Raw genomic sequence first — 16,048 nt, 5'->3', positions numbered from 1 at the left:
GTATTTCCATGAGTGATCACAAACATGAACACGGTGAAGCCTGCAACCACGATCATGACCACGAACATGAAGAAATGGTTCTTACGCTAACTGATGAAAATGGCAAAGATGTAGAAATGGTGCTGGTAGAGACCTTTGACGTAGAAGATCACGTGTATGCTCTTTTGCTTGAGCGAGGCAATCCCGAAGCGGATGGTATCATTCTTCGTATGGAAGAAGAAAACGAAGAAATGGTGCTTTACAATATTGAGGACGAAGATGAGTGGAAGCGTGTAGAAGCTGCATATAGCGAGCTTGTTGCCCAATACGAATAGGATTGGATACAGTAGCTGTTCTTGCTCATCACACAATAGAAAAGCCCCCAAATGGGGGCTTTTTTTGTTGACTATCAACATTTTTTGCAAGCAGGTGTTAACAGATCATGTTTAAGAAATAGCGTCAGTTTCAACGATAACCTTCACCTGATGTACCGTTCGATCCTCAGGTCCTTTAACAGGCAGGCCTACTTCCACATGATCTACAATATAATCAATATTGTCCTGTGAAATAACTTCTCCCGGCAATAGGATCGGGATGCCCGGTGGGTATACATAAATGAATTCTGCAATGATACGGCCAGCAGATTCCTTGAAGGGCACGATTTCTGTATCTCCGTAAAAAGCGTCTCTCGGAATGAGGGAGAGCTGCGGTATATCCGGTATCTTTACAACCAGCTCATGCTGCTGACCTGTGGAATAGTGCAGTGCAGCCAGCTCTCGCAAAGCTTTTAATAAAATGTCAATTTCCTCTTTGGTATCACCAGGGGTCACCAAACAGAGAATATTATACATATCGCTAAGCTCAACCTCGATATTGTAGTGATCTCTCAGCCAATTTTCCACATCATAACCGGTAAGGCCTAAATGGCGAATATGAACTGTAACTTTGGTCGGATCATAATCATAGGTAGCTTCTGTGCCAAGAATTTCGCTGCCAAAGCAATATAGCCCTTCGATTTTGTTGACCTCTGCGCGGCAATATTCAGCTAATTCCAGAGCACGTTGTGCTATTTCATGGCCGTTAAGGGCCAGGTTGCGTCGGGATGTGTCCAACGAAGCCAGCAGGATATACGAAGTGGACGTCGTTGTCAGCATGCTGAAAATAGTTTGTACACGCTGCGGATTAACGAATCCGTTTTTTGTATTGACATTCAGTATCGAGCTTTGAGTCAAGGAACCACCCAGTTTGTGGACGCTTGTAGCTGACATGTCTGCCCCCGCCTCCATAGCGGACATCGGCAAATCAGCGTGAAAATGAATCAGTACTCCGTGAGCCTCATCGACCAGGACCGGCACATTATAGCTGTGAGCGAGATCTACAATTTCCTTCAAATCGGCGCACACACCGTAATATGTCGGGTTGATGACAAGGACGCCCTTGGCGTCAGGGTGACGTTCCAATGCCCGGCGTACGGACTTAGTTGTAACCCCGTGGTGAATACCGAGATTTTCATCACTGACCGGAGAAATGAATACCGGCTTCGCACCAGCGAAGATAATGGCAGACATTATGGATTTGTGTATATTTCGGGGTACAATAATTTTATCACCTGGCATGCAAATGGACATAATCATGGTGATAATAGCTCCACTTGTTCCCTGTACACTGTAATAAGTATAATCAGCTCCGAAGGCTTCTGCTGCAAGCTTTTGAGCTTCTTCAATTACGCCTGATGGCTGATGCAGATCGTCCAATGGAGCGATGTTAATCATATCTATGGAAAAAGCATTATCCCCCATAAATTCGCGAAATTCCCGATCTGCGCCCACTCCCTTTTTATGACCTGGGATGTGAAATTGAACCGGGTTGCTCTGAGCATGCTTTTTCAAAGCAGTAAAAAGCGGGGTGTTGCTTTGATTCATTAGTGTTGTCACAACCTTTCATGCAGGATTTCGACAATCCTGTGCAATTGATAATAGAACAAAATTGAGTATAGCAGTTTGAAGTAGGAATGCAAGCGATTGAGGGCGCATTTATTTGCGAAAGAGCGGAGTAGGCGGAGAACCCCGAATGTACAGACAATAAACGAAGGCGGAGGATGTGGGATAAATGAAGCAAATAAGACGAAAAAAAGCTTCGCAGCGGCTGTGGACTCCTTTTTTCGCTAAATTATGGATACTGGTGTTTCTGGTCGAATTCATGAAGGGATCTCTTCTGGTATCCATCCTGCCGGTATATATGGGAGAAACGTTAGGGCTGTCGGCCGGAATTATCGGTTTAGCCTTTTCGCTTCAGTATTTTGGAGACAATGCATTCCGGGCACCGGCGGGCTGGATGGCTGAACGGCTCGGTTATCGTGGAACGATGTCAACCGCGTTGTTGTTTACCCTTGTAGCGATCATTATGCTAAGCACCCTGACAGAACCTGTCTGGCTCGTCATCGCGTGTCTGCTGCTAGGACTGGGGACATCTCCGCTCTGGCCTTGTGTGATGACTGGAACGACCGAAATGTCTGGTCCTAATAACAATAACGGTGCAGCGATGGGGACACTGGAAATTGCGTCCATGGGCGGAACGGGCTTCGGTCCACTCATTATGAATTTCGCCATATCCCATTACGGACACTCTTACGGTATGGTGTTCATGATTTTGATAGGATGCAGTATTGTATTACTGCTGGTTGCTCTTATGCTGCCTGGAACGAACAGGTCTGCTGGCAAAGACGACCTCGAACAGAGCGCTCTCATATCTTCTGGTGGGAACTCCAAGCAGAAGCGGCAAGTGTTGAGAGGTATCAAGGAGACGATCAACACGCTCAAAACAAAGCTTAATGTAAATCCGTTAATTTATCCTGCGCTGTTTTTGCAGTCCTTTGTCATCGGCTTGATCAGCCCTGTGCTAACGCTGTACGCGCGCACGGATCTCGGAATTTCACCGAACCTGTATAGCGTGCTTCTGATTGCCGGTGGTGGGGTGACTGTGCTGGCATTGATCCCTTGTGGCAAGCTGGTGGATCGCCTTGGAACCAAGTACTTTTTGCACATCGGTTTTTTGCTTGCCGGGACCACGCTATTTTTCTTTTCAACAGTACAGACCATTCCACTTGTGTTTGTATCTGTAGCCATTATTGGCTTGGGATATGCGCTCATTTTGCCTGCATGGAACACGTTTCTTGCCCAACTGATTCCGGAAAGCGAGCGTGCAACAGTATGGGGCTTTTTTTTAACACTCCAAGGATCTGGCATGGTTATTGGCCCGCTCGTTTCAGGAGTGCTATGGGACCGTGCTGGACACACAGCTCCCTTTATCATCAGTGGGATCGTGATGCTGCTCATGTTTGGCTGCCATCTGGCTTTGGCGCGCAATCCACGGAGAAAAACCGTTGTTAAGACTTGAACGGTACTCTTAGTAGCGGATCAGGGACGCATTTATCTGAAACTAGTCCTTTGGAAAAGACATCCGGTACAGTGGCAGTAAATGCTCAAAGGTAGAACGCACCGTCTGCAGTAACGCAGCTCCGTCACTGGCAAGAGGGTCATTACGATCAATACGGAGCCCACACATGACCTCGGCTTTTTTCACCTGCTGTAGCTTGTTAATAATGGTTTGAAACTCTTCCGTGTCCATTTGCTGCTGTTCTGTACCTTTTGGATCCATATGATCCATGGACCAGTAGAAATGACCTGGTATGTTAGAGCGCACATCGCTCAGGTTGGCTTCAAGCGCCTGGGCAAACGTGATTTTATTCGGACTTTCATAAATGACTGCGAATATGACGAATATATGGGAAGCGAACATACCTACCTCAAAATGCGGCAACGCCTTATACCCGCGTTTATTTGCCGCCCAAGCTACCCATGTATCGATCGGGGGATTGACCTTGCGTCGTGCATGCTTGGCCACGTGAACGTGCATAGGCTCCCCGCATAAGTCCGTCAGGAAGGGGGCTAACTCCTCGCCAATCGCCTCCAACTTGGGCCGAACCTGCTGAATCAGCACCTCCATGCGAGGCTCCAATCCTGGTATTTCAAAGACATCAAAGTCCTTTGCAGTAAATCCACTGAATGTCATTCCTATTCCTCCTGTATCTAGGCTAAGCCATATCGTGTGACGTAATATGTCCGATTATAGCATAATGTCAGCGGGCTTGGCCGACTTTAGGCCGGGCTCGGTACAAGCATATAAGGCAAAAGTAGGATTGTGCGTTGTTACTCATAAAAATAGGTCAAATAACCAAGTACCCTTACATAAAATGAAGTATAAAATAGAGCAAGGGAAGATCAAGCGGGAAAGCCGCAGGCTTGCTGTAGCCGGACTTCTTGAATCGGACTTGAAAAAGGAGGGAATGCCGTGAACAAGGGCTGTGAGGTAGAATATTGCAATCTAGAGCTCCGGTTTAGCCGTCGGCATATCCATAATCTGATCAAGGATTTGATATCGGAAGGGTATTCGCTGTACTGGAGCGAGGATGAGTCGTATCTGGTTTTGTCGGTGAGAACCGGGCGCAAGCTGGTGAAGCTCCGTTTTCAACTATTGCGCACAGGACACTACAAGCTGGCTGGAGATTATGTAATCCGCGATGCCAAGCTGGCTGAGTGGTTGGAGAAGCTGATTGGAAGCACCCGAGGTCATGCCATTGTCAAAAGAGTCAAGGATCATCATATTTTGGTGGAAAATATTTTGTTCGGCGAGGTCATTCGTCTGGTCGAGGTTACTGGCTTTAAGCAGCGTGTTATTTATCAGAAGGGACCGGTGCTGTCCGCTCAGGAAATGGAAGATATGTACGCTTCCAATGAAGGGGAAACCCGGCTGCTGCTGCTTAAGGTGGAAGTAGACGATGAATTGGAGAAGCTGTTCAAGGCGATGACGGAGAAAGATACGATCAAAATCGAGAATAGCCATAAACGCCTGCAAACGCTATCTCACCAACTGCTGATGATGGAAGCGTAGTACATCGGAACACCTCATGCAAAATGAGGTGTTTTGATCTGCGATCAGACAGGGGTTCACTTCTGACACTAAAAACGTTAAAATAGAAGTGCACGTGTTCCGATTCACATAAAGTGTAATGCGGTAAAGCGGCGATATAGAATACAAAATATGTTGCAAAGGATGAGGAACCAGATGGCAAAACAGCAAATTGGTGTGATCGGCCTGGCGGTAATGGGTAAAAACTTGGCCCTTAATATTGAGAGCAGAGGCTTCACCGTTTCGGTTTTTAACCGCTCTCCAGAAAAAACGCACGATCTTATCAAAGAAGCAGAAGGTAAAAAACTGACGGGTACTTTCTCCATTGAAGAATTTGTGAACTCACTGGAATCACCCCGTAAAATCCTGATCATGGTTCAAGCTGGTAAAGCTACAGATGCCACGATTGAACAGCTTGTGCCTCATCTGGACAAGGGCGACATTATTATAGACGGAGGCAATGCCTACTTCCCTGATACACAGCGCCGCAGCAAGGAGCTGGAGGAAAAAGGACTTCGCTTTATTGGTACAGGCGTATCCGGTGGTGAAGAAGGTGCCTTGAATGGTCCTGCCATTATGCCAGGTGGACAAGAAAGTGCCTACAAACTGGTAGAGCCGATTCTGACTGCAATCTCTGCTAAAGTGGACGGCGACCCATGCTGTACATATATCGGTCCCGATGGTGCTGGTCACTATGTAAAAATGGTGCATAACGGTATCGAGTACGGCGACATGCAATTGATTGGTGAAGCATATCACTTGCTGAAATCAGTTCTGAATGTGAGTGCAGAAGAGCTTCATGAAATCTTTACAGAATGGAATAAAGGTGAATTGGACAGCTACCTGATCGAAATTACAGCTGACATCTTCTCCCAATATGATGCTGAAACAGGCAAGCCTATGGTAGATGTGATCTTGGACGCTGCAGGTCAAAAAGGGACTGGTAAATGGACAAGCCAAAGCGCGCTGGATCTGGGTGTGCCATTGTCCATGATTACTGAGTCCGTATTCTCCCGTTTCTTGTCTGCTATGAAAGACGAGCGTATTGCGGCAAGCAAAGTGCTGAGCGGTCCTAAAGCTGAATCCTTCAGCGGCGACAAAAAAGAATTTATCGAAAGCGTACGTAAAGCACTGTTCGCAAGTAAAATTGTGTCTTATGCTCAAGGTTTTGCTCAAATGCGTGCAGCTTCCGATGAATATGATTGGGATTTGAAATACGGAAAAATTGCAATGATCTTCCGCGGTGGTTGCATTATCCGTTCGCAATTCCTGCAAAACATCAAGGATGCGTATGACCGTGATCCTGCTCTGAAAAACCTGTTGCTGGACTCTTATTTCAAAAATGTAGTAGAATCGTATCAAGATGCATGGCGTCAAGTGATTTCCGTGGCTGTATCTCAAGGTATTCCAGTGCCTGGCTTCTCCAGCGCGCTTGCTTACTATGACAGCTATCGCACTGAGCGTTTGCCAGCAAATCTGTTGCAAGCGCAACGTGACTACTTTGGTGCACATACGTTCAAGCGTGTGGACAAAGAAGGCGTATTCCATCATCAATGGTTCTAATGAACTGACGAATATGTAAGGATGTAGTATGTAACACAACGGAAGCTTTTTTGCCCTTGGGGTAGAAGAAGCTTCCGTTTTTTTATTTGGTATTTTAGATACGAATTTGGATGTGCTAAAGGATTGTGTAATCTTTTGACGCTATGGTATGATAGAAGCATAATAGTTTAATGCTTTACCGCGTCTAAGCCTGAGCCTAAATAAAAGAGACGGAAAGTTTCCGTCTCTTTTATAGACTAGCTGTTTTACTGCTCCTGTGACCATTGCAGCATGCCACCAGTCATGTTGGTGCATCCCTCGTAACCTAGCTGCTGCAAATATTCGCAGGCACGTTCACTGCGATAACCGCTCCGGCAAATAAAGATAATTTCACCGGTGCGTTCAATTTCCTCAAGGCGGCCCGGAATCTGTCCGAGCGGAATGTGTTTGGCACCTTCAATCATACCTTCCGCTACTTCTTCCGCCTCACGGACGTCGATCAATTGCAATTGCTCTCCTGCTTGCAGGCGTGCGCGAAGCTCAGAAGGTTCAATCAGAGCGATTTGCGTCATGGCTGGACCTCTTTTCTAATGTAAATGGGTACTACTTGTATTGTTGGCGTGTGAGAAACGTCACACTCTCTATGTATGATAGCGAAGCGATCTCTAAGCTGTCAATTAGCCTAAATCTAAAAATTAAATAAAGATTAGTCAACCAGGTTGCTAAACCTCGACAGACCTAGATGAATATTCCTTATTTTTTAGGTGGAGAAATGAACGTTACAACTTGTATAATTAACGTAAACTAGGATGGTTTGAATCGAAAAGGAGCATGTATAATATGGATGTTATCGTTAGACCTACCCCTTCCTTGCAAGGAGAGATTGGGGCTTTGTCCTCCAAAAACTACACGACTCGTTATCTGCTTACGGCTGCACTAGCCGATGGACAAAGTACTATTTATTATCCAGCTCATAGTGAGGACAGTGACGCTATGCGTCGTTGTATCACCGATCTGGGAGCAGTGCTGGAAGAGGATGATGAAAAAATAGTGATTACAGGTTTTGGTAGCCATCCTCAAGCTGTGAAGGAACTGAACGTAGGCAATGCAGGAGCGGTGCTCCGTTTTTTGATGGGAATTGCGTCCCTATGTCCGGATGTTACATTTGTGAATACATATCCCGACTCATTAGGGAAAAGGCCCCATGACGATCTAATTGATGCATTGGGCCAACTAGGTGTTAAAGTAGATCATCGTGAAGGCAAGTTGCCAATACGTATTCAGGGTGGTCAGGCGAAGGGCGGTAAAATTCAGGTGTCCGGCTCGGTTAGCTCACAGTATTTAAGCGCTCTGTTGTTCCTTACACCTTTACTGGAGGAAGATAGTGAAATTGAAGTACTGCATGATTTGAAATCCAAAGTGGTCATTGGGCAGACTCTAGAGGTATTGCAAGAGGCTGGTATTACCATTCATGCAAGTGATGACTACATGTCTTTCCGCGTCCCGGGTCGGCAATCCTATCAGCCACGTACGTATACTGTACAGGGGGATTATCCAGGGAGTGCTGCGGTGCTGGCGGCGGCTGCAGTAACGAATTCCGATGTTACCATCCATCGTCTTAAAGAGCAGAGCAAACAGGGAGAACGCGCTATTGTAGATGTACTGCGTATGATGGAAGTACCACTGACACATGAGAACGATACCGTTGTTGTAAAGGGGAACGGCCGATTGAAGGCCATCGAGTTTGATGGTGATGCCGCGACAGATGCTGTACTTGCCATGGTAGCTGCGGCTGTATTTGCCGAAGGTACATCTCGTTTTTATAACGTGGAAAATTTACGGTATAAGGAATGTGACCGAATTACGGATTATTTGAATGAGTTGAGCAAGGCTGGGGCTCGGGTAGAAGAACGTCAAGCGGAAATCATTGTGCATGGTAGACCGGAGGGTGTCGAAGGTGGAGTGGAAATTAACGCGCATTATGATCACCGTGTCATTATGGCATTGACGGTTGTAGGTTTGCGCGCGCAGAAGCCGCTAGTGATCAAGGATGCGCATCATGTCGCCAAATCGTATCCACAGTATTTCGACCATCTGACGACGCTTGGTGCTTCCGTAGAATGGGTAAAATAAAGGTAAGTTAAGATACAGACAGGAGGAGATAGAATGGCTTTTGAAAATCCGTCCAGAGAAGAGATTAAGAATATTTTGGAACAAGTAGGCAATATTGCGGTTGTAGGTTTGTCTGATAAATCAGACCGCACCTCATACATGGTTTCTTATGCTATGCAGAAGCGGGGATACCGGATTATTCCGGTTAATCCTACGGCCGCAGGGCAAACAATTCTTGGAGAGACTTGCTATGCCAGTCTTGCTGAAGTACCAGAGCCCGTTGAATTGGTTAATGTATTCCGTCGTAGCGAATACTGCGCAGAGGTTGCGCGTGAAGCCGCTGCTATTGGAGCTAAGATATTGTGGCTGCAACAGGGAATTATAAGCCAGGAAGCCGCTGACATTGCGCAGGAACATGGAATGACGGTTATTATGGATCGTTGCATTAAGGTGGAGGATTCAGTGACCCAAGCTGTTCGTAAAGGATAACCACACCTTTGACCCATGCTATATGCACATGAAGAAAACCTTCTTCCCTTGTTTCATAGGGTTGAAGGTTTTTGGTGTGAAATCAGAATCATGATACAGTATATTATACTTTCAGGAATCCATATAATGTATATATGCTTGGAATATGATAATGGTCTAGTTAAATTCATAGGGTTATCGTTGAGTAATAAGTTATATGACCTGTAAAAGCGTAAATAAATATTTTTGGCTGACGGAACCATGGCTTTGACAAAAGTATTTATTCGGCTTACCATCAGGGATAGAAGGGAGAGGAATGCCATGAATTGGCTCGGATCCTTACAACAGCTTGGTCGTGCTGTCATGCTCCCGACGATGGTGCTACCGGCAGCTGCAATATTGCTAAGTCTCGGCAGCCTTCCTTGGGCCACGTGGGGATTTCCTATGGTGTCCGATATGGCAAATGCGGCGGGACACGGGATTTTTTATTTTTTGCCGTATTTGTTTGCGGTTGGTGTTGCACTGGGTATGTCGAATCAAGCAGGTCAGGCGGGACTGGCTGCATTGGCTGGTATGGCTATATATGATCAGGTCACATTGAGATTTGGAAACGGACTCATTCAGCCAGCGACGCTTATTGGTATCATTTTGGGGATCATTTCAGGGTTGGCCTATAATCGCTTCAAAAGCATTAAGTTGCCTGAAGTGCTTCAGTTTTTTGGGGGAACCCGATTTGTTCTGCTGCTTATTGGTCTGTTCTCTGCTGTATTTGCAGGGCTCATGTTGATTATTGCTCCGCTGATTCAACGAGGACTGGAATTTATTGTTGGCCTGGAATCGAGCTTGGGCGGTTTTGGACTGCTTATTTACGGCATTCTATACCGGCTGTTGGCAGCTTTTGGTCTTCACCATCTGCTTAACAATATATTTTGGTTTCAACTGGGTACATACAAAACTCCGTCTGGCAACGTTGTGCAGGGGGATCTACCCCGGTTTTTTGCTGGCGATCCGACAGCGGGCTATTTCATGTCTGGGTTGTTTCCCATTATGATGTTTGCGATCCCTGCGATTGCGTTAGCGATCATTCAGGAAGCTCGTGAAGATTTGAAGCCAAAGGTGCAAAAAACGTTTCTGACGGCCGCATTGGTCTGTTTTTTTACCGGAGTGTCGGAACAGATTGAGTTTGCCTTTTTGTTTGCTGCTCCTTATTTGTTCCTCGTTCATGCGGTTATGTCCGGTCTGGCCATGTGGATTACCTTTGAGCTGGACATTCATCATGGCTTTTCATATTCTGCGGGTTTTATAGATTATGTCCTTAATTTCCATCTATCACATAACGCCTGGTTGTTAATTCCAGTCGGAGTGGCATACGGGCTTGTGTATTATGTACTGTTTCGATGGGCAATCCGTCGCTTCCGGATTCCAACTCCTGGACGTGAGGAAGGCTCGGTTCTGGAGGATTGGGCCGGTAATATTCCTTACAGTGCTCCACTTATTTTGGAAGCACTCGGTGGGAAAGAGAATATTGTGCAGGTAGAGGCCTGCATCACCCGTTTACGGCTGACTGTCCATAATGACAGGCTGATTGATACCGGAGCGATGAAGGCATTGGGATCGGCCGGGCTTATTAATCTGGGCGGAGGTAATTTACAAGTCGTATTTGGAACCTATTCAGAACTGATTCGTGAGGAAATTGCAAAGCTGATGGAGCGTGATCTCCCTCAAATTTTGTTCAATGCTCCTGTACATGGAAAAATGCTACCGATTCATGAAGTGCCTGACAAAATTTTTGCAACGAAGCTGGTTGGGGACGGTGTTGCTTTTGTTCCTGAACGCGGTGAACTTGTGTCTCCGGTGTATGGTACTGTGATGCACTTGTATCCGACCATGCACGCTTTAGGCATCTCCACACGAGAAGGACTTGAGGTTCTGCTTCACATCGGGATTGATACTTCACAGCTAAAAGGGAATTTTACTGCTATGGTAGAAGCAGGCGATACGGTGGAACCGGGGCAATTGCTGATCAAATTTGATTTGCAGGCGCTACGAGAGCAAGCTCCATCGCTGGTGACTCCTATGGTCATCACGAATCCGGATCGCGTCAAGTCGTGGAGCTTTGCTCCGTTTAAAACAGTGAAAAAAGGTCAGGCCTCGGTAATGTCCGTTGTGCTGCATGACAGGAATGTTGGAGGGGTAGAAACATGATAGAAGGCATCGGCGCCGCAGCAGGTGTGGCCATCGGGAAGGCATTTGTCCTGCCGAGCTGGGAATGGGATTTACCTGATCAAAAAATGGATACGGTAGATCTAGCGAAGGAATTTGAACGTTTGTATGAAGGGATACGTACATCTAAAAGTGAAATCCAGTTTATTAAGGATGAGTTCCGAGAGATGGTGGGAGCGGAGGAATCCAGCATTTTTGATGCTCATCTAGCGATATTGGAAGATCCGGAGTTCATGAATGAAATTAGCGGCATTATTCAGCGTCAGTATAAGGCGGCCGAGGTGGCTGTGAAAGAAGCTATTGATCATTTTGTGACAATGTTTGATTTGCTGGATGATGAATATATGAAGGAGCGGGCAATCGACATCAAGGATGTGGGGAACCGACTGCTCAAGCATTTGCTGGGTGCACCGGAAGTGACTCTTCCCAAGGACACTCAGCCCTATATCCTGGTAGCCAAAGAGCTCTCACCATCCCAATCGGCACACTTGAATCCCAGCTATGTGTTAGGGATTGTGACTATGAATGGTGGTAAAACATCGCATTCCGCGATTATGGCCCGTGCGCTTGGCATTCCACTCGTTTCTGGATTGGAGAGCAATATGAATTTGCCCGTTCAAACTGGAGATATGATGGTTGTGGACGGAGACCTGGGTAGAGTGTATGTGAATCCGGAAAAATCCGTAACAGACCACTATATCATTTTGCGTGACGAGCAGCGACGTAGAAAAGAGCAGCTTCAGGTACTCGCTTCGGTAGAAGCTGTGACCAAGGATGGAACCACGCTGAGACTGGCGGCCAATATTAGCTCCGTTAAAGAACTGGAGGCTGCTTTGAAGCATGGAGCTCAAGGTGTGGGGCTGTTCCGCACGGAATTTTTATATATGGATCGTAAATCTGCTCCTAATGAAGAGGAGCAGTATCAAGTATATCGACTAATAGCGGAAAAGGCAGGCGATCACTCCGTAGTCATCCGTACATTGGATATCGGCGGCGATAAGCCGTTGGATTATCTTGAGCTCCCAGAGGAAGAAAATCCTTTTCTAGGTTATCGTGCTATACGGATTAGTCTGGATTGGAAGGAAATGTTTAAAACTCAGTTGACTGCAATTTTGCGAGCCAGTGCAACGGGGAATATCAAGGTCATGTATCCGATGATCTCATCCGTGGAGGAAGTCCGTCAGGCAGATGCTCTTTTGAAAGAAGCTATGGCGGATTTGGATGCAAGAGGGCTTGCCTATAATCCTAAAATTCAGCGAGGGATTATGATTGAGGTTCCAGCTGCAGCGATGATCGCGGATCTATTAGCAGCTGAAACCGACTTTTTTAGTATCGGAACGAATGATCTAGTTCAGTATGTGCTGGCTGTAGACCGTATGAATGAGCAGATTGCGCATATGTACCATCCATACCACCCGGCTGTACTTCGAATGCTGCGCATGACTGCACAAGCGGCACTTCAAGCCGGAATTGATGTGAGTGTCTGCGGTGAGATGGCTGGAGATGAACGATCCGTTCCACTTTGGCTAGAACTGGGAATACATCAGCTCAGTATGTCCCCCCAATCTTTGTTGCGGGTCAAGCATCGTGTGCTGAATACGACTGCATCTGAAGCAATGGCAATCGCTCGTGCTTGCTTTGGCATGTCCACTGGTGTAGCGATCGAAGACAAGCTGACTGCAGCTAATATCAGCTGTACCCCGGCCGGACCCGGGCGGCCGTAATATTTAATATCCGCAATGCTTAGATAGCTCGGACGAAAAAGCACCTTCAAAACCATGAATAAAGTGGTTTTGAAGGTGCTTTTTCGATATAGCCATAGATAAGGTTACTCAAGTCCTGAATGTGCGGACTACATATCTTATTTCCGAGCGCTATTAGCTAATACATCGCAGAACGCTTTTCCGTAAGGTGGAAGATCGGGCGGTCGACGAGCGGATACAATGTGTCCGTCTGTCACAACAGCTTCATCCTTCCAGATTGCTCCTGCATTTTCCATATCATCACGGATACCTGGCGTGGAGGTGACTGTGACACCATCCAATATTTTAGCAGAAATCAGTACCCAGCCTGCATGACAGATTTGTCCGATGGGTTTATGTGCGGCATGAAACTCCTGTACAAGTTGAATAACCTTGGGGTAGCGGCGCAGTTTATCGGGCGCCCAACCACCTGGGACAAGAATACCGTCATAATCGCTACTATTGAGTTCTTCAAAGGCATATTCTGCTTCAGCAGGTACGCCGTATTTTCCAATATATTTTTTCCCCTTTTCAGCACCGGCTAAATGTACCTCTGCGCCTTCTTCACGAACACGATACACCGGGTACCATAATTCCAGATCCTCGAATTCCTCATCTACGAGGGCAATGACCTTTTTTCCGGTAAGTCTTGACATCTAACCATCCTTTCATGGGTCACATATGACACCTTTGTTTTGTAATCTGTACTTTTACATCTTAAGAAAAAGTAAGCCCGAAGTCCATTCCTTCGCAGATTCTCAGGTTAGGAGTCGCTCTTTTACAACAATCGCCGTCATTTTTTGACCCTCTAATGCCTTGGTAATTTGTTCATTGCTGCAATCTGTGGAAGGATTTGAGACCCCAAAGTCGAAATAAAAAAAGGTATGATAGATTTTATAGAGTTAACAAATATTTTATAGACTAGTAGATAGATATATCTGGATGCTGAAGAGATCCTTATATAGTTTGATCCTATGTAATGAGGTGGTAAAAGTGCAAAAGCAATGCCAATGCGGTGAACCGATGGGACTGGAATTGCGAAAGGTAATATATGCGAGTAAGGTTGAAATTTTGCATGTTCCTGTATTTTCATGCCCGTCATGCTTTTCCAGTGAGGTTCTGCAACATGTGACGAAGGACATTAAGGAACTTTTACAAAGTCTAGGGAGCAAACCTGCGCCCCGGCGAATATCTTTTGCTCGCAACAATGAACTGGCAGAAATTATTCGCAAGCTTGTACTGGAGGAAGCGGACAATCCCAATGTCGATTGGCAATCTGCTTTGGAGGAGCGAATGGAGCTTCGAATTAATCTCTTGCTGGATCTTTATCGCTATGCGAGAAGCCTAGGAGATGAAGACTGGATGAATGATGTAGAGAAAAGATTGGTTCAATTATCCGGTTTTACCAGTAAATCGGTGTTCACGAATACAAAAAACTAAAAAATATGAAAATTTTCATGGTCACCATTGGATTTTACATGTTCTTTTTGTTACGATGAGAATAGGCCATACGACAAGACACAGAAAGGAATGTATATCCAATGGCGACGATGACGAAAATGACTACTATTCAACAATTAAATACGGCTCTGGAAGCGTCATCAGACAAACCGTTACTCCTCTTTAAGCACAGCACACGTTGTCCGATAAGTGCAGGCGCATACCAGGAAGTGGAGTCTTATTTGGAAGGTGTTCCCGACGAAAATATTGAATACGGTATCATTTACGTAGTAGAAGATCGGCCGGTGTCCAATGCGGCTTCGGACAAGCTTCAGGTGAAACATGAATCGCCGCAAGCCATTTTAGTCAAGGACGGGGAGGCTGTCTGGCATACATCCCATTCGAATATTACAGTCCGTGCGCTCCACGATCATCTCACATAGATAGAATGAGTGCTGTCGTTGCATAAAGTAGTATTTTGTCGTATCATGGTTCTAATTAGTTGATCTAGGATTCGGTTGAAAATTTATTGGCAATGGAGAGAAGGAATGTGACGGTAACGATCTATGATGTAGCTCGCGAAGCTGGGGTCTCAATGGCGACGGTGTCCCGCGTAGTTAACAATAATCCTAATGTAAAACCTCAAACTCGCAAGAAGGTGTACGAAGCGATTGAACAATTGGGATATCGCCCAAATGCGGTAGCTAGAGGTCTGGCCAGCAAGAAGACAACGACTGTTGGCGTTGTTATTCCGGATATATCGAACTCAATTTTTGCAGAAATTGCGCGCGGTATTGAGGATATTGCAAATATGTATCACTATAACATCATTTTATGTAATGCCGACAAACGGAAAGAAAAAGAGATCCGTGTTATCAATACGTTACTTGAAAAGCAAGTCGACGGGCTTCTGTTCATGGGCGGCACAGTAACGGACGAGCATATTCAAGCGTTCCACACAGCTGCTGTCCCTATTGTTCTATGTGCAACGAGTGATGAAAAAGGTAGCTATCCTTCGGTCGATATTGACCATGAAGCCGCTGCTTTCGATGCGGTTAACACATTGATCCGCCATGGACACCGTCAAATCGCAATGATCAGTGGTACGCTTCAAGACCCTGCAAATGGTTATGCACGTTTCCAAGGTTACAAGAGAGCATTGGAAACAGCCGGAATTGATTATCAGGAAGATCTCGTGCGAATCGGGAATTACCGCTATGAATCCGGTGTTGAAGCCATGAAATACTTCCTCGGTCTGAAGAAGAAACCAAGTGCTATTTTTGCCGCTACAGATGAAATGGCAATTGGTGCGATTCATAGCATTCAGGATGAGGGATTGAAAGTACCTGATGATTTTTCGGTCATCAGTGTTGACAATATTCGCATGGCCTCCATGGTTCGTCCTCAGCTGACAACCGTCGCACAACCGATGTACGATTTGGGTGCGGTGGCAATGCGTTTGCTAACCAAGCTGATGAAGAAGGAAAACGTGGAGAACTCTCGCGTTATTTTGCCGCACGAAACTATTTTACGGTTATCAGTTAATTATTTAGACTAGCGGCAGTGCTGAATTA

At 45.9% G+C, this 16,048-nt stretch carries 15 protein-coding genes; 11 read left to right on the top strand and 4 right to left on the bottom strand.

From position 1 onward, the window contains the following. Positions 1-8 precede the first annotated feature (8 nt). Complete coding sequence (locus OIU26_RS02670; protein WP_007431055.1) at positions 9-314, top strand: DUF1292 domain-containing protein; 306 nt, start codon at positions 9-11, stop codon at positions 312-314. 111 nt (positions 315-425) lie between these two features. On the opposite strand, the gene OIU26_RS02665 is transcribed toward OIU26_RS02670, so the two are convergent. After that, a complete protein-coding gene (locus OIU26_RS02665) occupies positions 426-1,901 on the bottom strand; it encodes an aminotransferase class I/II-fold pyridoxal phosphate-dependent enzyme (protein WP_013371896.1) in 1,476 nt (491 codons plus the stop codon). Between the two features lie 187 nt (positions 1,902-2,088). On the opposite strand from OIU26_RS02665, the gene OIU26_RS02660 reads away from it, so the two are divergent. Beyond that, entirely contained in the window at positions 2,089-3,375 is a 1,287-nt protein-coding gene (locus OIU26_RS02660) for an MFS transporter (RefSeq protein ID WP_264215860.1), read from the top strand. A gap of 42 nt (positions 3,376-3,417) precedes the next feature. On the opposite strand, the gene OIU26_RS02655 is transcribed toward OIU26_RS02660, so the two are convergent. Then, on the bottom strand, positions 3,418-4,050 hold the full coding sequence (locus tag OIU26_RS02655) for a YktB family protein (protein ID WP_058829832.1): 633 nt from the start codon (positions 4,048-4,050) through the stop codon (positions 3,418-3,420). Positions 4,051-4,329: 279 nt separating this feature from the next. On the opposite strand from OIU26_RS02655, the gene OIU26_RS02650 reads away from it, so the two are divergent. Continuing rightward, positions 4,330-4,929 carry a hypothetical protein gene (locus OIU26_RS02650; protein WP_264215859.1) on the top strand — a complete coding sequence of 200 codons (600 nt, stop codon included), beginning with the start codon at positions 4,330-4,332 and terminating at the stop codon, positions 4,927-4,929. 174 nt (positions 4,930-5,103) lie between these two features. Beyond that, entirely contained in the window at positions 5,104-6,510 is a 1,407-nt protein-coding gene (gene gndA / locus OIU26_RS02645; protein WP_025675816.1) for an NADP-dependent phosphogluconate dehydrogenase, read from the top strand. Between the two features lie 245 nt (positions 6,511-6,755). Here the strand turns inward: gndA and OIU26_RS02640 are convergent, their stop codons facing one another. Further along, complete coding sequence (locus tag OIU26_RS02640; protein WP_013371889.1) at positions 6,756-7,061, bottom strand: rhodanese-like domain-containing protein; 306 nt, start codon at positions 7,059-7,061, stop codon at positions 6,756-6,758. 268 nt (positions 7,062-7,329) lie between these two features. Here OIU26_RS02640 and aroA point away from each other — a divergent pair, with 268 nt between their 5' ends. The 4 genes from aroA (at position 7,330) to ptsP (ending at position 13,016) form a co-directional block, all read left to right on the top strand. Beyond that, positions 7,330-8,622, top strand: coding sequence for a 3-phosphoshikimate 1-carboxyvinyltransferase (gene aroA / locus OIU26_RS02635; protein WP_040103395.1), 1,293 nt, complete (start codon positions 7,330-7,332; stop codon positions 8,620-8,622). Between the two features lie 33 nt (positions 8,623-8,655). Then, positions 8,656-9,090: a CoA-binding protein gene (locus tag OIU26_RS02630; protein ID WP_264215858.1), complete on the top strand. Its 435-nt coding sequence runs from the start codon at positions 8,656-8,658 to the stop codon at positions 9,088-9,090. A 300-nt stretch (positions 9,091-9,390) separates the two neighbouring features. Continuing rightward, positions 9,391-11,274 carry a glucose PTS transporter subunit IIA gene (locus tag OIU26_RS02625; protein WP_264215857.1) on the top strand — a complete coding sequence of 628 codons (1,884 nt, stop codon included), beginning with the start codon at positions 9,391-9,393 and terminating at the stop codon, positions 11,272-11,274. Beyond that, positions 11,271-13,016, top strand: coding sequence for a phosphoenolpyruvate--protein phosphotransferase (gene ptsP, locus OIU26_RS02620; RefSeq protein WP_264215856.1), 1,746 nt, complete (start codon positions 11,271-11,273; stop codon positions 13,014-13,016). The genes OIU26_RS02625 and ptsP overlap by 4 nt, the downstream gene beginning before the upstream one ends. Before the next feature lie 137 nt (positions 13,017-13,153). Here ptsP and OIU26_RS02615 read toward each other — a convergent pair whose 3' ends face one another. After that, entirely contained in the window at positions 13,154-13,690 is a 537-nt protein-coding gene (locus OIU26_RS02615) for a type 1 glutamine amidotransferase domain-containing protein (protein ID WP_013371884.1), read from the bottom strand. Between the two features lie 337 nt (positions 13,691-14,027). On the opposite strand from OIU26_RS02615, the gene OIU26_RS02610 reads away from it, so the two are divergent. The 3 genes from OIU26_RS02610 to ccpA all read left to right on the top strand — a co-directional run bounded on the left by OIU26_RS02610 (position 14,028) and on the right by ccpA (position 16,032). Continuing rightward, a complete protein-coding gene (locus OIU26_RS02610) occupies positions 14,028-14,474 on the top strand; it encodes a hypothetical protein (protein WP_013371883.1) in 447 nt (148 codons plus the stop codon). A 101-nt stretch (positions 14,475-14,575) separates the two neighbouring features. Then, positions 14,576-14,917 (top strand): bacillithiol system redox-active protein YtxJ, encoded by a 342-nt coding sequence (gene ytxJ / locus OIU26_RS02605; RefSeq protein ID WP_264215855.1) that lies wholly within the window; start codon positions 14,576-14,578, stop codon positions 14,915-14,917. Between the two features lie 107 nt (positions 14,918-15,024). Further along, on the top strand, positions 15,025-16,032 hold the full coding sequence (ccpA, locus tag OIU26_RS02600; RefSeq protein ID WP_013371881.1) for a catabolite control protein A: 1,008 nt from the start codon (positions 15,025-15,027) through the stop codon (positions 16,030-16,032). Positions 16,033-16,048 lie beyond the last annotated feature (16 nt).

It is taken from the genome of Paenibacillus sp. BT-177, assembly GCF_025846815.2.
In the GTDB taxonomy this organism is placed as follows: Bacteria; Bacillota; Bacilli; order Paenibacillales; family Paenibacillaceae; genus Paenibacillus; species Paenibacillus polymyxa_C.
The sequence above is the reverse complement of the archived record's forward strand: the minus strand, read 5'-3'. Positions and strand labels throughout refer to the sequence as shown.

What these genes read in the sequence shown, in the direction of transcription:
- OIU26_RS02670 (WP_007431055.1), top strand. Translation starts at nt 9, where the DNA reads ATGAGTGATCACAAACATGAACACGGTGAAGCCTGCAACCACGATCAT.
- OIU26_RS02665 (WP_013371896.1), bottom strand. Translation starts at nt 1,901, where the DNA reads ATGAATCAAAGCAACACCCCGCTTTTTACTGCTTTGAAAAAGCATGCT.
- OIU26_RS02660 (WP_264215860.1), top strand. Translation starts at nt 2,089, where the DNA reads ATGAAGCAAATAAGACGAAAAAAAGCTTCGCAGCGGCTGTGGACTCCT.
- OIU26_RS02655 (WP_058829832.1), bottom strand. Translation starts at nt 4,050, where the DNA reads ATGACATTCAGTGGATTTACTGCAAAGGACTTTGATGTCTTTGAAATA.
- gndA (WP_025675816.1), top strand. Translation starts at nt 5,104, where the DNA reads ATGGCAAAACAGCAAATTGGTGTGATCGGCCTGGCGGTAATGGGTAAA.
- OIU26_RS02640 (WP_013371889.1), bottom strand. Translation starts at nt 7,061, where the DNA reads ATGACGCAAATCGCTCTGATTGAACCTTCTGAGCTTCGCGCACGCCTG.
- aroA (WP_040103395.1), top strand. Translation starts at nt 7,330, where the DNA reads ATGGATGTTATCGTTAGACCTACCCCTTCCTTGCAAGGAGAGATTGGG.
- OIU26_RS02630 (WP_264215858.1), top strand. Translation starts at nt 8,656, where the DNA reads ATGGCTTTTGAAAATCCGTCCAGAGAAGAGATTAAGAATATTTTGGAA.
- OIU26_RS02625 (WP_264215857.1), top strand. Translation starts at nt 9,391, where the DNA reads ATGAATTGGCTCGGATCCTTACAACAGCTTGGTCGTGCTGTCATGCTC.
- ptsP (WP_264215856.1), top strand. Translation starts at nt 11,271, where the DNA reads ATGATAGAAGGCATCGGCGCCGCAGCAGGTGTGGCCATCGGGAAGGCA.
- OIU26_RS02615 (WP_013371884.1), bottom strand. Translation starts at nt 13,690, where the DNA reads ATGTCAAGACTTACCGGAAAAAAGGTCATTGCCCTCGTAGATGAGGAA.
- ytxJ (WP_264215855.1), top strand. Translation starts at nt 14,576, where the DNA reads ATGGCGACGATGACGAAAATGACTACTATTCAACAATTAAATACGGCT.